Here is an 18,237-nt window from a genome sequence, read left to right as displayed (position 1 = left end):
ACGTCAACGTGGGAAAAAGCTCCTTGTAATGGTATCCCTATAATCAATGCCATCACCTTCAACAATAATGATAAAAATTAAAAAATTATCCACCCACGGATTTATGTTAATATTCCGTATACGCCAGCTCCCACAAACACAGCCAATAACTAATTGTGATTCGATTCACATTTAAACAATTTCAGCATAGACAAATTCCTTGAGTATTATACTGTAGCCTCGTGTCTTTCGAGGATAAGTGCATTATGAATATCTTACATATATGTGTGACCTCAAAATGGTTCAATATTGACAACAAGATTGTCGATCACCGCCCTTGATTTGCCCTTCTGTAACCATCACCAAAGCCAAACCGATTAGATTCAATGTGATCTATTTGTTTGCTATATCTTAATTTTGCCTTTTGCAAAGGCTGTCTCTCATTTATTTACTTGTTTTAGTAAATGATGGTCCTGGCATATATAACTGGCGAATTAATAGATATTGCAAATATCATATTCACAGGGATCACTGTAATTAAAATAAATGAAGGATTATGTAATGGAAAACTTTAAACATCTCCCTGAACCATTCCGCATTCGTGTTATTGAGCCAGTAAAACGTACGACTCGCGCTTACCGTGAAGAGGCAATTATTAAATCCGGTATGAACCCGTTCCTACTGGATAGTGAAGATGTGTTTATCGATTTACTGACCGACAGCGGCACCGGGGCAGTGACGCAGAGTATGCAGGCCGCGATGATGCGCGGCGACGAAGCCTACAGCGGCAGCCGCAGCTACTATGCGTTAGCCGAATCAGTGAAAAATATCTTTGGTTATCAATACACTATTCCGACTCACCAGGGCCGTGGTGCAGAGCAAATCTATATTCCAGTTCTGATTAAAAAACGCGAGCAGGAAAAAGGCCTGGATCGCAGCAAAATGGTGGCGTTCTCTAACTATTTCTTTGATACCACGCAGGGCCATAGCCAGATTAACGGCTGTACCGTGCGTAACGTCTATATCAAAGAAGCCTTCGATACGGGCGTGCGTTACGACTTTAAAGGCAACTTTGACCTTGAGGGATTAGAACGCGGTATTGAAGAAGTTGGCCCGAATAACGTGCCGTATATCGTTGCAACCATCACCAGTAACTCCGCAGGTGGTCAGCCGGTTTCACTGGCAAACTTAAAAGCGATGTACAGCATCGCGAAGAAATACGATATTCCGGTGGTCATGGACTCCGCACGCTTTGCCGAAAACGCCTATTTCATCAAGCAGCGTGAAGCAGAATACAAAGACTGGACTATCGAGCAGATCACCCGCGAAACCTACAAATATGCCGATATGCTGGCCATGTCCGCCAAGAAAGATGCAATGGTGCCGATGGGCGGCCTGCTATGCGTGAAAGACGACAGCTTCTTTGATGTGTACACCGAGTGCAGAACCCTTTGCGTGGTACAGGAAGGCTTCCCGACATATGGCGGCCTGGAAGGCGGCGCGATGGAGCGTCTGGCGGTAGGTCTGTATGACGGCATGAATCTGGACTGGCTGGCTTATCGTATCGCGCAGGTGCAGTATCTGGTCGATGGTCTGGAAGAGATTGGCGTTGTCTGCCAGCAGGCGGGCGGTCACGCGGCATTCGTTGATGCAGGTAAACTGTTGCCGCATATCCCGGCAGATCAGTTCCCGGCACAGGCGCTGGCCTGCGAGCTGTATAAAGTCGCCGGTATCCGTGCGGTAGAAATTGGCTCTTTCCTGTTAGGCCGCGATCCGAAAACCGGTAAACAACTGCCATGCCCGGCTGAACTGCTGCGTTTAACCATTCCGCGCGCAACCTATACCCAAACACATATGGACTTCATTATTGAAGCCTTCAAACATGTGAAAGAGAACGCGGCGAATATTAAAGGGTTAACCTTTACCTATGAGCCAAAAGTATTGCGTCACTTCACCGCAAAACTGAAAGAAGTTTAATTAATACATTCAGAGTGGCTATAAGGATGTTAGCCACTCTAACTCCCTACATCTTCAATAACAAAAATAGCCTTCCTCTAAAGGTGGCATCATGACTGATCAAGCTGAAAAAAAGCACTCTGCATTTTGGGGTGTTATGGTTATAGCAGGTACAGTAATCGGTGGAGGTATGTTTGCTTTACCTGTTGATCTTGCCGGTGCCTGGTTTTTCTGGGGTGCCTTTATCCTTATCATTGCCTGGTTTTCAATGCTTCATTCCGGGTTATTGTTATTAGAAGCAAATTTAAATTATCCCGTCGGCTCCAGTTTTAACACCATCACCAAAGATTTAATCGGTAATACCTGGAACATTATCAGCGGTATTACCGTTGCCTTCGTTCTCTATATCCTCACTTATGCCTATATCTCTGCTAATGGTGCGATCATTAGTGAAACGATATCAATGAATTTGGGTTATCACGCTAATCCACGTATTGTCGGGATCTGCACAGCCATTTTCGTTGCCAGCGTATTGTGGATAAGCTCGTTAGCCGCCAGCCGTATTACCTCGTTGTTCCTCGGGCTGAAGATTATCTCCTTTGTGATCGTGTTTGGTTCTTTCTTCTTCCAGGTCGATTACTCCATTCTGCGCGATGCCACCAGCACCACGGCGGGAACGTCTTACTTCCCGTATATCTTTATGGCTTTGCCGGTGTGTCTGGCGTCATTTGGTTTCCACGGCAATATTCCCAGCCTGATTATTTGCTATGGCAAACGCAAAGATAAGCTAATCAAAAGCGTGGTTTTCGGTTCGCTGTTGGCGCTGGTGATTTATCTCTTCTGGCTCTATTGCACGATGGGGAACATTCCGCGAGAAAGCTTTAAGGCGATTATCTCTTCAGGCGGCAACGTTGATTCGCTGGTGAAATCGTTCCTCGGCACCAAACAGCACGGCATTATCGAGTTTTGCCTGCTGGTGTTCTCTAACTTAGCTGTCGCCAGTTCGTTCTTTGGTGTCACACTGGGGTTGTTCGATTATCTGGCGGATCTGTTTAAGATTGATAACTCCCACGCCGGGCGTTTCAAAACCGTGCTGTTAACCTTCCTGCCACCCGCGTTGTTGTATCTGATCTTCCCGAACGGCTTTATTTACGGGATCGGCGGTGCCGGGTTGTGCGCCACCATCTGGGCAGTCATTATCCCCGCAGTGCTGGCAATCAAAGCTCGCAAGAAGTTTCCCAACCAGATGTTCACGGTCTGGGGCGGCAATCTTATTCCGGCGATTGTCATTCTCTTTGGTATAACCGTAATTTTATGCTGGTTCGGTAACGTCTTTAATGTGTTACCTAAATTTGGCTAATCCGTTTAAGAAGCCAGCGAAATAGCTGGCTTCTTGCCTGTCAGGAAATCACTTATGTCCAAATGGCAACTCGCCTGATTCTGCTTCACCACGTATGCTTTGCGTCACCTTACTATCAGGACGCTTTAGCCCATGTCCCGCTTTTTGATTTGTAGTTTTGCCCTAGTTTTACTTTATCCCGCCGGGATTGATATGTACCTCGTTGGTTTACCGCGCATCGCCGCCGATCTCAATGCCAGCGAAGCGCAGTTGCATATTGCGTTTTCCGTTTATCTGGCAGGTATGGCGGCAGCGATGTTATTTGCCGGTAAAGTGGCCGATCGTTCAGGGAGAAAGCCTGTCGCCATACCCGGCGCGGCGCTATTTATTATCGCCTCGGTGTTCTGTTCACTGGCTGAAACCAGCACGTTATTTCTTGCAGGGCGATTTCTACAGGGGTTAGGCGCAGGCTGTTGTTACGTGGTGACGTTCGCCATTTTACGTGACACACTGGATGATCGACGTCGGGCAAAAGTGCTGTCGTTACTCAACGGTATTACCTGCATCATTCCGGTGTTAGCGCCAGTGCTCGGACACCTGATTATGCTTAAATTCCCGTGGCAGAGTCTGTTCTGGACGATGGCAACGATGGGCGTCGCAGTACTGATGTTGTCTTTGTTTATTTTGAAAGAAACGCGCCCTGCCGCCCCCGCAGCTTCGGACAAACCACGAGAGAATAGCGAGTCGCTGCTTAACCGATTTTTCCTCAGCCGTGTTGTTATCACCACCCTCAGCGTTTCGGTGATCCTCACCTTCGTGAATACGTCGCCGGTATTGCTGATGGAAATCATGGGTTTTGAGCGCGGAGAATACGCCACCATAATGGCGTTGACCGCAGGGGTCAGCATGACCGTTTCATTCTCCACGCCATTTGCACTGGGGATCTTTAAGCCACGTACGTTGATGATCACCTCACAGGTGTTATTTCTGGCGGCAGGTATCACTCTTGCCGTTTCACCTTCCCATGCGGTTTCTCTGTTTGGTATCACACTGATTTGCGCCGGTTTCTCGGTAGGTTTTGGCGTAGCGATGAGTCAGGCGTTAGGGCCGTTTTCATTACGCGCGGGCGTAGCCAGCTCGACCTTAGGTATTGCGCAAGTTTGCGGTTCGTCACTGTGGATTTGGCTGGCAGCGGTGGTTGGTATCGGCGCATGGAATATGCTGATCGGGATTCTGATTGCCTGTAGCATAGTGAGCCTGTTGCTGATTATGTTCGTCGCGCCTGGACGCCCCGTTGCCGCTCATGAAGAAATCCATCACCACGCTTGATCTCAATTTACTGCTCTGCCTGCAACTGCTGATGCAGGAACGCAGCGTGACCAAAGCGGCTAAGCGGATGAACGTGACGCCTTCGGCGGTGAGTAAGTCGCTGGCAAAGTTAAGAGCGTGGTTTGACGACCCGCTCTTTGTGAACTCACCGCTGGGCCTGTCACCCACACCGCTAATGGTCAGCATGGAGCAAAATCTGGCGGAGTGGATGCAAATGAGCAATTTGCTGCTGGATAAACCGCACCACGAAACGCCGCGCGGTCTTAAGTTTGAACTGGCGGCGGAATCGCCGCTGATGATGATCATGTTCAATACGCTGACTAAGCAGATCTACCAGCGTTACCCCCAGGCGACGATCAAATTGCGCAACTGGGATTATGATTCACTGGATGCGATTACCCGTGGCGAAGTGGATATTGGTTTTTCCGGTCGCGAAAGCCATCCCCGTTCGCGGGAGCTGCTAAGCTCGCTGCCATTAGCCATTGATTATGAAGTGCTGTTTAGTGATGTGCCCTGCGTCTGGTTGCGCCAGGATCATCCGGCACTGCATGAAGCGTGGGATCTGGATACCTTTTTACGTTACCCACATATCAGCATTTGCTGGGAACAGAGCGATACCTGGGCGCTGGACAATGTGTTACAGGAGCTGGGGCGCGAACGCACGATTGCTATGAGTTTGCCGGAATTCGAGCAGTCACTGTTTATGGCAGCGCAGCCCGACAATCTGCTACTGGCGACCGCACCACGCTACTGTCAGTACTACAATCAACTCCACCAACTGCCGTTGGTTGCTCTACCTCTCCCGTTTGACGAAAGCCAGCAAAAAAAGCTGGAAGTCCCTTTTACCCTACTGTGGCATAAACGGAACAGCCATAATCCGAAAATCGTCTGGTTACGGGAAACCATTAAAAATCTTTACGCGTCGATGGCATAACCGAATCGTATGAAACGCAACCCTATTTCACAATAAAATGTAAAATAGTTGTAATAAGATTGTCTGAATCGAACTTTTAGCTGCTTTAGTCTGTCCATCATTCCAGTAAATGATTACTCTTGTATTCATAATGGACCATTAAGCATGGAGCGAAAAATGGCGACTCACTTTGCCCGAGGGATTTTAACGGAAGGACATCTGATTTCTGTTCGTCTCTCCTCCCAGTGTCATCAAGAAGCCCGAAATATTCCCCCTCATCGTCAAAGCCGTTTCCTGGCGTCCAGAGGTTTACTCGCAGAACTGATGTTTATGCTGTATGGCATCGGCGAATTACCGGAAATCGTCACCCTGCCGAAAGGAAAACCGGTTTTCAGTGATAAAAATTTGCCCTCGTTTTCTATTTCCTATGCCGGGAATATGGTTGGCGTGGCGCTAACAACCGAAGGTGAATGTGGCCTCGATATGGAACTGCAGCGTGCGACGCGCGGGTTTCATAGCCCACACGCGCTCGATAACCACACCTTTTCCAGCAATGAATCGCTATGGATCAGTAAACAAAACGATCCTAACGAAGCGCGGGCGCAACTCATCACGTTGCGCCGAAGCGTGCTAAAACTAACCGGTGATGTTTTGAATGACGATCCGCGCGATCTGCAGCTGCTGCCCATTGCCGGACGCCTGAAATGTGCTCATGTAAATCATGTAGAAGCGTTATGCGACGCGGAGGACGTGCTGGTGTGGTCCGTGGCGGTCACGCCCACAATTGAAAAGCTCAGTGTCTGGGAGTTAGATGGCAAACGCGGCTGGAAAAGCCTGCCGGATATTCACAGCCGCGCCAACAATCCTACCAGCAGGATGATGCGTTTTGCCCAACTCTCTACCATGAAGTCTTTTTCGCCAAATTGATAGACAACCACAGGAGTCATCATGTCTGAAAAATTGAAGGTGGTTACGTTACTGGGGAGCCTGCGCAAAGGCTCATTTAATGGCATGGTTGCACGTACCCTGCCGAAAATTGCTCCTGCTAGCATGGAAATCAATGCATTACCTTCCATTGCCGACATTCCCCTGTATGACGCTGATGTACAGCAGGAAGAAGGTTTTCCCGCAACGGTAGAAGCTATGGCGGAGCAGATCCGTCAGGCTGACGGTGTGGTGATCGTCACGCCGGAATATAACTACTCGGTACCGGGCGGGCTGAAAAATGCCATCGACTGGCTTTCCCGCCTGCCGGATCAACCGCTGGCTGGTAAACCGGTGTTGATTCAGACCAGCTCAATGGGCGTGATTGGCGGCGCGCGCTGTCAGTATCACCTGCGCCAGATTCTGGTTTTTCTCGATGCAATGGTGATGAACAAGCCGGAATTTATGGGCGGCGTGATTCAGAACAAAGTTGATCCGCAAACCGGAGAAGTGATTGATCAGGGTACGCTGGATCACCTGACCGGGCAATTAACCGCATTTGGTGAGTTTATTCAGCGAGTTAAGATCTAAATAAAAAACCCGCCAGCAATCATGCATGGCGGGTTTTTAACGCGCTATCGATTTTAGTGAGCGTCGATAAACACAATCTTCAGGATAAACAGCAGCGCAACGATGATTACGCACGGGCTTAGATCACGCAGACGTCCGGTACCGATTTTCATCACGCAGTAGGAGATAAAGCCCAGTGCGATACCTTCGGTAATCGAGAAGCTGAACGGCATCATCACGGCGGTAATAAACGCTGGAACGGATTCGGTAAGATCCTGCCAGTTCACGCGAGCAAGACTTGAGGTCATCAACACGCCAACGTAAATCAGCGCGCCAGCTGCGGCATATCCCGGCACCATTCCCGCCAGCGGCGACAGGAAGATAACCAGCAGGAACAGCAGACCAACAACCACTGCCGTCAGACCGGTACGACCGCCAACAGAAACGCCGGAAGAGGACTCAATATACGCCGTAACAGAAGAAGTACCGATAAACGAACCGGTCACGGAAGAGATACTGTCGACATACAGCGCCTGCTTCATGCGCGGGAATTTACCTTTCTCATCCGCCAGACCTGCTTTATCGGTCACGCCAATCAGCGTACCGGAGGAGTCAAACAGGTTGACCAGCATGAAAGAGAAAATCACCCCTGCCAAACCGAGGTTAAACGAACCGGCTAAATCGACATGACCCACTACTGTCATTACGCTCGGTGGCGCAGACACGATGCCGTTGTAGTGCACATCACCCAGCATCCAGCCCAGCAGCGTCGTCACCACAATAGAAACCAGCACCGCCGCGTGAATATTGCGCGAGGCCAGAATAGCGATGATGAAGAAGCCGAGGATACCCAGCAGCACGCTGTGAGAAGTCAGGTTACCGATGCTCACCAGCGTTTCGGGATTCGCGACAATCACGCCCGCGTTTTTCAGCCCCATCATGCCAATGAACAGGCCGATACCGCTGGTGATGCCCACACGCAGACTTACCGGAATGTTAGCAATCATCCAGTAGCGAATGCGGAAAACTGTCAGTAACAATAGACCAATCGCGCCCCAGAAGATTGCGCCCATCCCGACCTGCCACGGCAAGCCCATCGCCTGTACAACCACAAAAGCGAAGAATGCGTTCAGGCCCATTGCTGGTGCCAGTGCAACTGGCAGATTAGCAAACAGTCCCATCAGAATGCTGCCAAATGCAGCAATCAGACAAGTGGTGACGAAGACGGCGCTGGTGTCCATGCCAGCAACGCCAAGAATTTGCGGGTTAACAAAAACGATGTAAACCATCGTCAGGAAGGTGGTAAAACCGGCGATCACTTCGGTCCGAGCCGTCGTGCCATGTTCGCGCAGTTTAAACACGCGTTCCAGCATCCCCTGACCAGAAGCCTGGGTTGTGTGTTGTTGACTCATTATCTATTTCCGAACTAAGGAGGGAAAATCCGTCGCTATCGTATACCAAAATGAGACAATATGGACGGCTGAAGTTAACTTTTTTTCATTGTATTTGCTTATACGGCAACGATTGCGTTGTGCAAATTTGCATGACGAAAACGTTAAACTAATGATAAAGGAAAGACATGTCCCAGATAGAAGCGGTATTTTTCGACTGCGATGGTACGCTGGTCGATAGCGAGGTCATTTGCTCTCGCGCCTATGTCACGATGTTCAGGGAATTTGGCATTAACGTTGACCTGGAAGAGATTTTTACCCGTTTTAAAGGCGTAAAACTCTATGAAATCATCGATATCATCAGTAAAGAGCAGGACGTGACGATGGTCCAGGCCGATGCAGAGCACGTTTACCGCGCAGAAGTCACCCGCCTGTTTGATAGCGAACTAGAGGTCATCACGGGAGCGAACGAATTGCTGGCGAGCGTTAACGTGCCGATGTGCGTGGTTTCTAATGGCCCGGTGAGCAAAATGCAGCATTCGCTTGGTAAGCTCAATATGCTGCACTACTTCCCGGAAAAACTGTTCAGTGGTTACGACATTCAGCGTTGGAAGCCTGACCCGGCATTAATGTTCCATGCGGCAAAAACGATGAATGTGAACGTTGAAAACTGCATTCTGGTCGATGATTCCAGCGCCGGTGCGCAGTCAGGGATAGATGCCGGTATGGAAGTGTTTTACTTCTGCGCTGACCCGCACAATAAGCCGATCGTTCACCCGAAAGTCACCATCTTTACCGAGCTGGCGCAACTGCCTGCGCTCTGGAAGGCACGCGGCTGGGATATAGCGCGTTAATTGCTCCGAACTTTAACGCTTACACATCAGTCACGCTGGTTTGAGATAAAGACTACCAAGTGTCTGATGAGTAAGCGTATGTTTCCCTTTCAAAAATTTATGTCGTTATTCGTCCAGTCAATCACTCTCTGCTTAGCTAAGCCTGGGTTATATTTTTCACAATATCGGGATATTTATCGAACCATGTAATAATATTCAAGATTATTTCACTGAGTTTTTTATACTTTTTATATTTTTTCTCCCGACTATAATTTTGAACAATATCCTGGTAAGTTCGTATTTCATCATCTATTTTATCAATATCAATCTTAAAGTTATTTAATTTTCTTTGTATATCATTACGCGTCAAATTATCTTTGTTTTCACTAACTAGTTGTGCTTTCTCTTTCACAATTTTATTATGATCATTTGTTAATTCGTTAATTTTTTGCAATATGTCCTCGTAACCCTCATTGGACTCTTTTACTACCTGATAATATTGGATTAAACTTTCCTTGTTAATTTTAAATATACCTGCTAGATTTTGAAAATCGAAAGCAAAATTATTGAGTGCTGAGTCGTAAAATTCTTTAAAAGATTTTATTTTTTCTAGTTGATTTTTTAGCGCTTTAATGTTGTCTATATTAACATCGTCAAATAGGGGGACAAGATCTTTAAATTTAAAATTTAAATTTCTATCAAATTGGTTATGAGACTCTTGCCTTTCTTTTCGGATAAATCCTTCTGAATATTTAGGATCTTCTTGTGCATTTGACTGCGAAATTATTTCTTTTATGACAGATTCAACAAAGTTAATTCTGTCACTTCCTATCATATTGTTAATGATATGTTGTGCCCTACCATGCATATCTTTGAAAATAAAAAAATTAACTTTTTCAATATCAAAAGAAAATTCCTCTTTAAACGATCCTTTTTCATTATAGAGTGCGGACAAAAACGACTGTAATTCTGCAAATGCTTTTTCATATATTAGCCGAGTATTTGGCAAGGATTTTCTAAGTTCCACTATGTCTTTATATAGAGCATCTGCCTGACTTATGAAATTTGGTATTTGTTCTTTACTTATAGCTCCGTCTATATTCATATAAATGTATTTTTTATCGGTAAGACTACCTTGTGAATAAATTGTAGCAGAATCGATAGAACAGCCTTCGAGTCTGTCCTCTCTGTAACAATAGCCCAGTTCCGCCCCGCGCAAACGACTATTTTTAAAGAAAACGTTATTATTCTCTGTATTTTCATTGCTATATGAAGAGTTAATACCTTTATTAATATTGTCTGCACATTTAATAAAATTATCATCTAACTTAAGAGTTCTCGATCTTCTTTCAATGCGTTCAGAAAAATACTCAATGGGGTTAAACATATATTTACCTGAACCAGCTTCACCAAGACCACTGTTTATTTTAATATAGTTCAAAGTACAATTATTAAATACTAGCCCATGATCCCTCCCCCTGATGTAATTATTATTAGACTTGTTGAATGAGTTTGCCAAAAATTTCATTCCAGGAGCTTCAAGTCCTGTGATATCACAGTTATAAAAATGACTCAGAAGTATACTCGATCCAGGACAACTACCTCCCTGAATTGTACAGTCTTGAACAAAAGACTGCATAAAGAGATAAGCCCCTAATTTTTCTTGGATATTGACGGGTTGTTTAACGGTGTAGACTTGAGACGTCTCACAACTATATTGTTTTATTTCGCATTTAGAAATAAAACAACCTTTAAACATACCTATTATTGATTTTTCATTTCCTGACTCTGCAGTTTTTTCATTAGGATCATAAAAATGTATGTTGTTGAACTTACAATCTTCGAAATAACAATTTTCAAAAACTGGGCCTTCAAGGGTCGGAGTTTCTATATTTCCTAAAAAAGTTACATTTTTAAAACTACAATATTTTAATGAATTTAATACATCTTTAGGCAACGAAGTTAAATTGATAGTTGTATCAAAAATAGGGATTTTATTTTTAATAAGCGTCGTAAGTTTTACAGCATTATCAGAAAACTTTAATCTCTTCATGGGAGAATTATCAAAATGTAAATCATCAAGATAGTTATCAAGAGTGAATCTTTCAGAAAAAACTTGATGCTTATCGGCCTCATTTACAGTCTCCCCTGTGTAGAGATTAAAAGATCTACACACAACCACTTCATTATTTTCATTTGTGGTAAAATCTGTAGTAGTACTAAATCGCCATTGTTCTTCTGTTTTGGCCAGAGATTTAATATTTTTGAACATCTCCGCTTTATTATCATTTTTTGTCACAAAATCGTAAATTAAGCTTTTAACTTGTTTAATATGCGATCCGGGAAAAAGATCGAGAATAAACTCCCACAGTGTACGTTTTTTAAATAATGCCCCATTACCATCCAGAATATTTTCAATATCCTTAAAATTTACATCGTATTTCTTATTATTAATATCTAAAGTAACCTTGTCAGAATATCCGTTATGCTTATGCTTCTCATTTTTCACTTCTGAAAAGGGATTAGTATTTATAAGAACATCTGATCTTAATTTAGCAACCATAAATCCTCCGATGTGCAATATTGGGGTGTTTAAAAATAACGACATCTAGATTGTTAATTAACACTACCGCTAGCCAGGTTAGCAACAAGTGTTACTTATATTACCAGTGAATACTGTAAAAAATAGCTCATTTCCCTCGATTTAATCCAGGGTGTTTACCCTGGATTCCCAATTTTTAGGCATAACGAACCATCCCTCAGGTAAACCGCAATATCCGAAAATGAGCGATTTTTTATAGCTGGTTATATTGTCAATGTTAGAATAAAGAGATTTTATTAAATTTTATCAAGGTGATTTATGGATAATCTTATTGGCACACCACCAAACCACGCAGTTCCCCATAAGTATATAGACATGGAGCAAATGGAATATTTATGTCATATCAATCGTTTTTCTAAAATACCTGACGATTTTTTGATAACTGGTCAGAGAGAGGACCTTTTTACATATAAATATATTTTAGATGGCTCATTTTCAAATTTACAGCATTTACTTCCCAAAGGACAACTACAGAAGATACAACAGAGATTAAGTTCTCTTATGCATAAAAATAAGTTCCATTGTTTTCATATTTTTTTATTAAAACTATGCTCAATTGAAAATATTCCAGTCCCAAATGCCGATTACGCTTTCTTTGATGACGAAATGCCATTGACATTAACTGATGAACAGATCGAAAATATTTCTTTTTTAAACGCATATCACAAAGAAAAGAAAGAAAACAACGACATTGTTACATTTGATTTCATGAGCGCTGATCACCACCATAATTTTAGCACAACCATAGCTTTAACAAATGATAGCTTCCATATATCTTCAATAAACAACCATAACTCACAGGTTATATTCGATGAAAACATCCATTTACATCCCTATGAATTACCAGAATCATCACAATGGTGTTATCAGTTAATAAAAAACATGATTTCTTTACATTGCAGATATAATAACAATTTCAAAATAAAAAAAACCTTTTGTTTTGATTTTAAAAATAAATCTTTTTGTAATGCCAGGTTGCAATATATAACGTTTATTGCATGTTTATTTTCACATGCAAACATGAAATATTCGACATTTCATGATGTTAACCTTGATATGTGTGAGATAAAGAATTGCAATTTTGACAATTCAGAGATGAATTTCATTTCGTGCGTCGGGACAAATTTTAGCGGTTCTACATTTAACAATGTAAAAACAACAACAGCGCAACTAATTAAGACACCAACAAAGTGGACGAATAATACTCTAAAATATTGGTTCTCCAGTTGTAATAAACGTAATATCATCTTCACTTTTAATACAATATCTGATAGAAATATGAAATTAAAAGGTATCAAGGATATATTACTGTCGTTGGTTGACCAAAAAGTCAATATTTATAGTGTAAGGCAAGAGCTTCTGGATTTTCTTAATAATGATTTATATAAAAATAATGGAGAGATTCTCTCTTATAAAGAATCAATAATGTTGTTTTGTGCTGTGTAGCCGAAAAATAGATGATTCAGATTAACTACCGCACTCTATGTTGTGTTTATATCCATGTCAGGTAACAGGTCATTTGTGAATCCTGACACCAGACTATGACTATCGCCCAGGGATAATCCACAACCGCTGGAAGTAGTCTCATTTCTGCAGGATAAAACCGTAGAGTGCGATTGCGATGAATAATAAATACAGGCTTATTATTCCAGTCTTTTTTATTGCGTTGGTTGTTTCAAATGGCTCGGTTAGTAAAATGCACCATTCGCTCGGAAAACTCAACATGTTGCACTCTTATACGCCGTCTGGAAAAGGCGTAGGAGTGGTATAACCATTTAATCGCCTCCCAACGTCAACGCTTACACATCAGCGACACTGGTTTAATTAAAGCATACCAAATTTCTGATGAGTAAGCGTCTTTTCGTATAACCTCATTGTCACAGGAACGACTTGATCCGTTTATTTATTCGCCATGTTATTCAGTATCAATTTTCTTAATGGCTTTCACCATATTTTCATTTTCTTTTAGCCAACTCCTGATATTTTGAACTACATCATTAAGTGTATTTTCTTGTTGATACTCTTTCTCCAATCTCTCTGTTTCATCCTTAAGATGTAGAATCTCTTTACTTATATTTGGTATTTTTCCATCTATCACCTTTATTATCCCCTTAATCTCATTAATTCTTTCCGCATCTTTTTTATCTTTATTGTCTTTATTATTTAAGTAAAAATCCTCTTTAATCAATTGATCCTTAGTATCGACTAAATCATTTCTTTCGACAATAAGTTTGGCATATTTGTCTTTTATATCGCCATAATTTTCCTTATTATAGTCATTATTTTTCTCAATTACCCACCGTAAGTATTGCTCAATGCCAGAGAATAAATCGACTTTATCATCTACATATTTTGATACTTTTCTATAATCCCTATAATTTATTTTCGTTCTTTCCTTAAATTCATTCAATGCTAAAAAAATCTTTTGCATTTTATCAAAACTATCATCTTTATGATTTTTATTATATTCTTTGTAAATATTTCGCAAATCATTAAAATCAAAGTGGAAGTGAAATGTTTTGCTGTTTGAAATAGCAGAACGATTTATTTTTAAATAGTTACGTTGATCGTAAGGTCTTTGCCAAAAGAATCCAGTATAGAGCTTATGCATGAAATTCACTTTATCAATATCTATTTCATTGGCTATATCTTTTTCTATATTGTACAAAACTTTTAATATAATATACTGGATAGCTTCACCATTAAGTTGATATTTTTTTCCTTCATCATCAAGATTGAAGCGCCCCAGCTTGACCAACAAAGATTGTAAATATAATAGTTCCTTTTGGTAATGACTTTCCGCATCCTTGCCATAATTATTAAATTCTTCTACCCATGAATTAATTTCCATTAAATTTTTCATGAAATCTGAAATGCCATTTTCAGCTATAGCTCCTTTCATGTCCATATAAACAGGAATTCTAATCTGGGTGTTCGCAGCAAGATTACCACTTAACCAAGTGGTTAAATGATCAATAGCACAATCATCCAATTTAATTCCATTGATTGACTCGCCCAAACAAGTTTTAAGTAAATTGCAATTACTAAGTTTTAAATATTTATCTATATCATCAGCAACGTATTTATCATTTATATAACGACCGCCACTCATATTAGGGAAAAGATTAATGTAGATAAGGTCAGAAATGCGTTTATCCAGATTAAGTTTACCTCCATCCTTTTTGAAATACTCTCTGGGATCAAAATCCAGTAAATCTTTGCGAATTCCATTTCGCTTGTATGTCATATCAGAGGAGCTAAAATCACAATTATAAAAATGATTATCATATTTTAATTCACATTTATATTTGTGATAAAACGAAGTCCCTATGAAATCCATTTCAGCACCATTAAGCTTTGCTATTTTACAACATAACAAACTGCTTGCAATAACACTTGCATTTTTACACACTCCATCCTGAAGAGTACACTCATCTACAAATGACTGCATAAACAGATATGCACCAACTGGCTTACCCACATTGGGATCTTGATTTACAGAGTATATTTTTGATGTATCTATGTTAAAATTTTTTATTTCACATCGATACAGAAAACACTCTTTAAACACGCCGTAAATAGGTATTTCATTATTTGGTTTTACTCGATACCTGGAGCTAACAAGTGACACATTCTCAAAAATACAGTCCTCAAAAAAACAATTTCCAAATACTGAACCATTAAGATTTTCGTAAGATATAGCACCAGTGAATGTCACTTTTTTAAAGTTACAATATTTTAGAGATGCCAGGGCTTCTTTTTCCAGCGCAGATAAATCGATTGTGATATTTTCAAAGGGGATTTTATTTTTTAAATATACGCTAAGCTTTTCATTATCATTTGGGAACTGTATTTTCAGCATCCCTGATTGAAAAGCCTTCTGATCAAAATGAATATCATGCTTATAAATATCCAAGCTGAGTTCTTCAGAAAATAAAGAACGCATTGTGTTTTTTTCAGCATCATTATGATAATCTTGCGCATTAATATTTATATTAAATACTCTACTAACAATAATGTCTTTATTTTCATCTACAGTAAATTCTGTAGTCGTATTAAAGCGCCATTGTTGATCTTGATCGGCGAGAGATTTAACTCTATTAAACATCTCAACTTTATCATCAGTTTTCGTCACAAAATCTACAATGGCTTGTTTAGCCTCCTTAATATGAGACATGGGAAAAAGATCGAGTATAAACTCCCAAAGACTTCGTTTAAGAAAAGATTGACTATCACCAGCTAAAATATTTGTTATATCTTTATGAGTTACTGAATACTTACCCACATCATCAAGAGACAAACCAATTTTTCCTGAATATTTTTGCGTTCTATTTTTTTCATTCAGATTTTCATCTGGCATTTTAGTCAGAGTAGCAAATTTATCTGTAACTGTACTAAATGATGATATAGCCATAATCATTTCTCCTGAACACAATATTTATTCGCCCGCTCACAATACATAACCGTTTTGTATAAAAAAGAACACTTTGGTGTTGTTTTGATACGATTATGACTAAACCACCTATGGATACTGTAAAAAATCGCTCATTTTTTATGTTCCGATATAGGGCTTTTACCCTGGTTTTTTTGTTTTCTTTTCCATTTTCTGTGCGGGTAACGATATAAATGAAAGGAATAACAAAAAAATTTTATAACGGGGCACTACATTAAAAGTAAAATAATTCAAATGAAATAATATATTTGCATTGCACTGGGGAGAGTTTCGAGGTGAGTTTGTGTGGCAATATTTCAAGGAGAAAGTTTATCAGCCCGGTAACTATGTATGACCGGGCTGATTGCCAGATGCGGCGTAAAAGCCTTATCTGACCTACAGTTAGCGTTACTCTTTCGGGTCTTTTCCGGCCAGCAGTTTATCCAGCTCATCACCGCCTACGTGACGGAAATCCTGACCTTTCACGTAGTAGAAGATGTATTCACAAATATTCTGGCAGCGGTCGCCGATACGTTCGATTGAACGCGCACAGAACAGCGCGGTAAGGACGCTCGGAATGGTGCGCGAATCTTCCATCATGTAGGTCATCAGTTGACGAACAATACCTTCGTACTCCTGATCGACTTTTTTATCTTCCCGATAAATTCGCACCGCTTCGTCAATATCCATTCGCGCGAACGCGTCCAGCACGTCGTGCAACATCTGGATGGTATGACGGCCCAGCGACTCCAGACTTACCAGCAACGGCTGATGCTGCTGGGAGAATTTCTCCAGCGCAGTACGGCAGATTTTATCCGCCACGTCACCAATACGCTCCAGCTCGGCAATGGTTTTACTGATCACCATCACCAGACGCAGGTCGCTCGCCGTCGGCTGACGTTTGGCGATAATTCGCACGCAGGCTTCATCGATCGCCACTTCCATCATGTTGACGTTCTTGTCGCCTTCGATGACTCGCTTCGCCAGATCGCTGTCCTGGTTATGCATCGCGGTGATCGCATCAGAAAGCTGCTGCTCCACCATGCCGCCCATGGTCATCACCTGCGTGCGGATGCTTTCCAGTTCGGCGTTGAACTGGCCGGAAATATGTTTATTAAGATTGAGACTGTCCATAACGCACTCCTGAATCAACCGTAACGACCGGTGATGTAGTCTTCTGTTTGTTTCTTCGCTGGCTTGGTGAACAGATCGTCCGTGTTGCTGAACTCAATCAATTCGCCCAGGTACATAAACGCCGTGTGGTCGGAACAACGCGCCGCCTGCTGCATGTTGTGGGTGACGATCACTACGGTGTAATCCTGCTTCAGTTCGGTGATCAGCTCTTCAATACGCCCGGTAGAGATAGGGTCGAGCGCCGAACACGGTTCGTCGAGCAGCAGCACTTCCGGGCGAATGGCGATACCACGCGCAATGCACAGACGCTGTTGCTGACCACCAGAGAGAGAGTAACCGCTCTGGTGCAATTTATCTTTGGTTTCGTTCCACAATGCGGCTTTGGTCAATGCCCACTGCACGCGCTCGTCCATGTCGGCACGGGAGAGCTTCTCAAACAGACGCACGCCAAAGGCGATGTTGTCGTAAATGGACATCGGGAACGGCGTCGGTTTCTGGAACACCATGCCCACTTTCGCACGCAGCAGGGCGATATCCTGAGTGTTAGTCAGGATGTTGTCGCCATCGAGCAGAATCTCACCTTCCGCACGCTGCTCCGGATACAGTTCAAACATTTTATTGAAAGTACGCAGCAGCGTCGATTTACCGCAGCCGGACGGCCCGATAAACGCCGTAACCTGGTTTTTGGCGATATCCAGGTTGATGTTTTTCAGGGCATGGAATTTGCCGTAGTAGAAGTTCAAATTACGAACCTGAATTTTACTCGGGGCAGTTTCAACCATACTCATTGCAATCTTTTCCTCATCGTGCCTGATGCACTTCGCTAATCAGGCTT

General features: G+C 42.4%; 14 protein-coding genes. 9 read left to right on the top strand and 5 right to left on the bottom strand.

The features are described from left to right. The first annotated feature begins 245 nt into the window (after positions 1–245). The 7 genes from tnaC (at position 246) to yieF (ending at position 7,031) form a co-directional block, all read left to right on the top strand. Complete coding sequence (gene tnaC / locus BGE37_RS15830; protein ID WP_001364348.1) at positions 246–320, top strand: tryptophanase leader peptide; 75 nt, start codon at positions 246–248, stop codon at positions 318–320. Positions 321–540: 220 nt separating this feature from the next. Then, positions 541–1,956, top strand: coding sequence for a tryptophanase (tnaA, locus tag BGE37_RS15825; protein WP_001365206.1), 1,416 nt, complete (start codon positions 541–543; stop codon positions 1,954–1,956). Positions 1,957–2,047: 91 nt separating this feature from the next. After that, the gene (gene tnaB, locus BGE37_RS15820; RefSeq protein WP_000131908.1) at positions 2,048–3,295 is read left to right on the top strand and encodes a low affinity tryptophan permease TnaB; all 1,248 of its coding nucleotides are present in this window, start codon (positions 2,048–2,050) and stop codon (positions 3,293–3,295) included. A 132-nt stretch (positions 3,296–3,427) separates the two neighbouring features. Beyond that, positions 3,428–4,603 (top strand): multidrug efflux MFS transporter MdtL, encoded by a 1,176-nt coding sequence (gene mdtL, locus BGE37_RS15815; RefSeq protein ID WP_105288199.1) that lies wholly within the window; start codon positions 3,428–3,430, stop codon positions 4,601–4,603. Then, positions 4,578–5,537, top strand: a complete 960-nt coding sequence (gene yidZ, locus BGE37_RS15810; RefSeq protein ID WP_105288198.1) for an HTH-type transcriptional regulator YidZ — start codon at positions 4,578–4,580, stop codon at positions 5,535–5,537. The genes mdtL and yidZ overlap by 26 nt, the downstream gene beginning before the upstream one ends. Before the next feature lie 156 nt (positions 5,538–5,693). Then, positions 5,694–6,443, top strand: coding sequence for a 4'-phosphopantetheinyl transferase family protein (locus BGE37_RS15805; RefSeq protein WP_001355068.1), 750 nt, complete (start codon positions 5,694–5,696; stop codon positions 6,441–6,443). Positions 6,444–6,464: 21 nt separating this feature from the next. Further along, complete coding sequence (gene yieF, locus BGE37_RS15800; protein ID WP_001291118.1) at positions 6,465–7,031, top strand: class I chromate reductase YieF; 567 nt, start codon at positions 6,465–6,467, stop codon at positions 7,029–7,031. Between the two features lie 53 nt (positions 7,032–7,084). Here the strand turns inward: yieF and adeP are convergent, their stop codons facing one another. After that, the gene (gene adeP, locus BGE37_RS15795; protein WP_032304110.1) at positions 7,085–8,422 is read right to left on the bottom strand and encodes an adenine permease AdeP; all 1,338 of its coding nucleotides are present in this window, start codon (positions 8,420–8,422) and stop codon (positions 7,085–7,087) included. 167 nt (positions 8,423–8,589) lie between these two features. On the opposite strand from adeP, the gene yieH reads away from it, so the two are divergent. Then, a complete protein-coding gene (gene yieH / locus BGE37_RS15790) occupies positions 8,590–9,255 on the top strand; it encodes a 6-phosphogluconate phosphatase (RefSeq protein ID WP_105288197.1) in 666 nt (221 codons plus the stop codon). Positions 9,256–9,391: 136 nt separating this feature from the next. Here yieH and BGE37_RS15785 read toward each other — a convergent pair whose 3' ends face one another. Further along, on the bottom strand, positions 9,392–11,797 hold the full coding sequence (locus BGE37_RS15785; RefSeq protein ID WP_105288196.1) for a type III effector: 2,406 nt from the start codon (positions 11,795–11,797) through the stop codon (positions 9,392–9,394). 297 nt (positions 11,798–12,094) lie between these two features. Between BGE37_RS15785 and BGE37_RS15780 the strand changes: the two genes are divergently transcribed. Continuing rightward, complete coding sequence (locus BGE37_RS15780; protein ID WP_105272122.1) at positions 12,095–13,282, top strand: pentapeptide repeat-containing protein; 1,188 nt, start codon at positions 12,095–12,097, stop codon at positions 13,280–13,282. 469 nt (positions 13,283–13,751) lie between these two features. Here the strand turns inward: BGE37_RS15780 and BGE37_RS15775 are convergent, their stop codons facing one another. The 3 genes from BGE37_RS15775 to pstB form a co-directional block, all read right to left on the bottom strand. Then, a complete protein-coding gene (locus tag BGE37_RS15775) occupies positions 13,752–16,250 on the bottom strand; it encodes a type III effector protein (protein ID WP_123057335.1) in 2,499 nt (832 codons plus the stop codon). A gap of 426 nt (positions 16,251–16,676) precedes the next feature. Continuing rightward, a complete protein-coding gene (phoU, locus tag BGE37_RS15765) occupies positions 16,677–17,402 on the bottom strand; it encodes a phosphate signaling complex protein PhoU (protein ID WP_000377789.1) in 726 nt (241 codons plus the stop codon). 14 nt (positions 17,403–17,416) lie between these two features. After that, complete coding sequence (pstB, locus tag BGE37_RS15760; RefSeq protein ID WP_000063126.1) at positions 17,417–18,190, bottom strand: phosphate ABC transporter ATP-binding protein PstB; 774 nt, start codon at positions 18,188–18,190, stop codon at positions 17,417–17,419. Between the last annotated feature and the right edge of the window lie 47 nt (positions 18,191–18,237).

The organism is Escherichia sp. MOD1-EC6300 (genome assembly GCF_002965045.1).
Lineage (GTDB): Bacteria > Pseudomonadota > Gammaproteobacteria > Enterobacterales > Enterobacteriaceae > Escherichia > Escherichia coli_F.
Note: the sequence above shows the minus strand (reverse complement) of the source record. Positions and strands in the feature narration are given on the sequence as shown.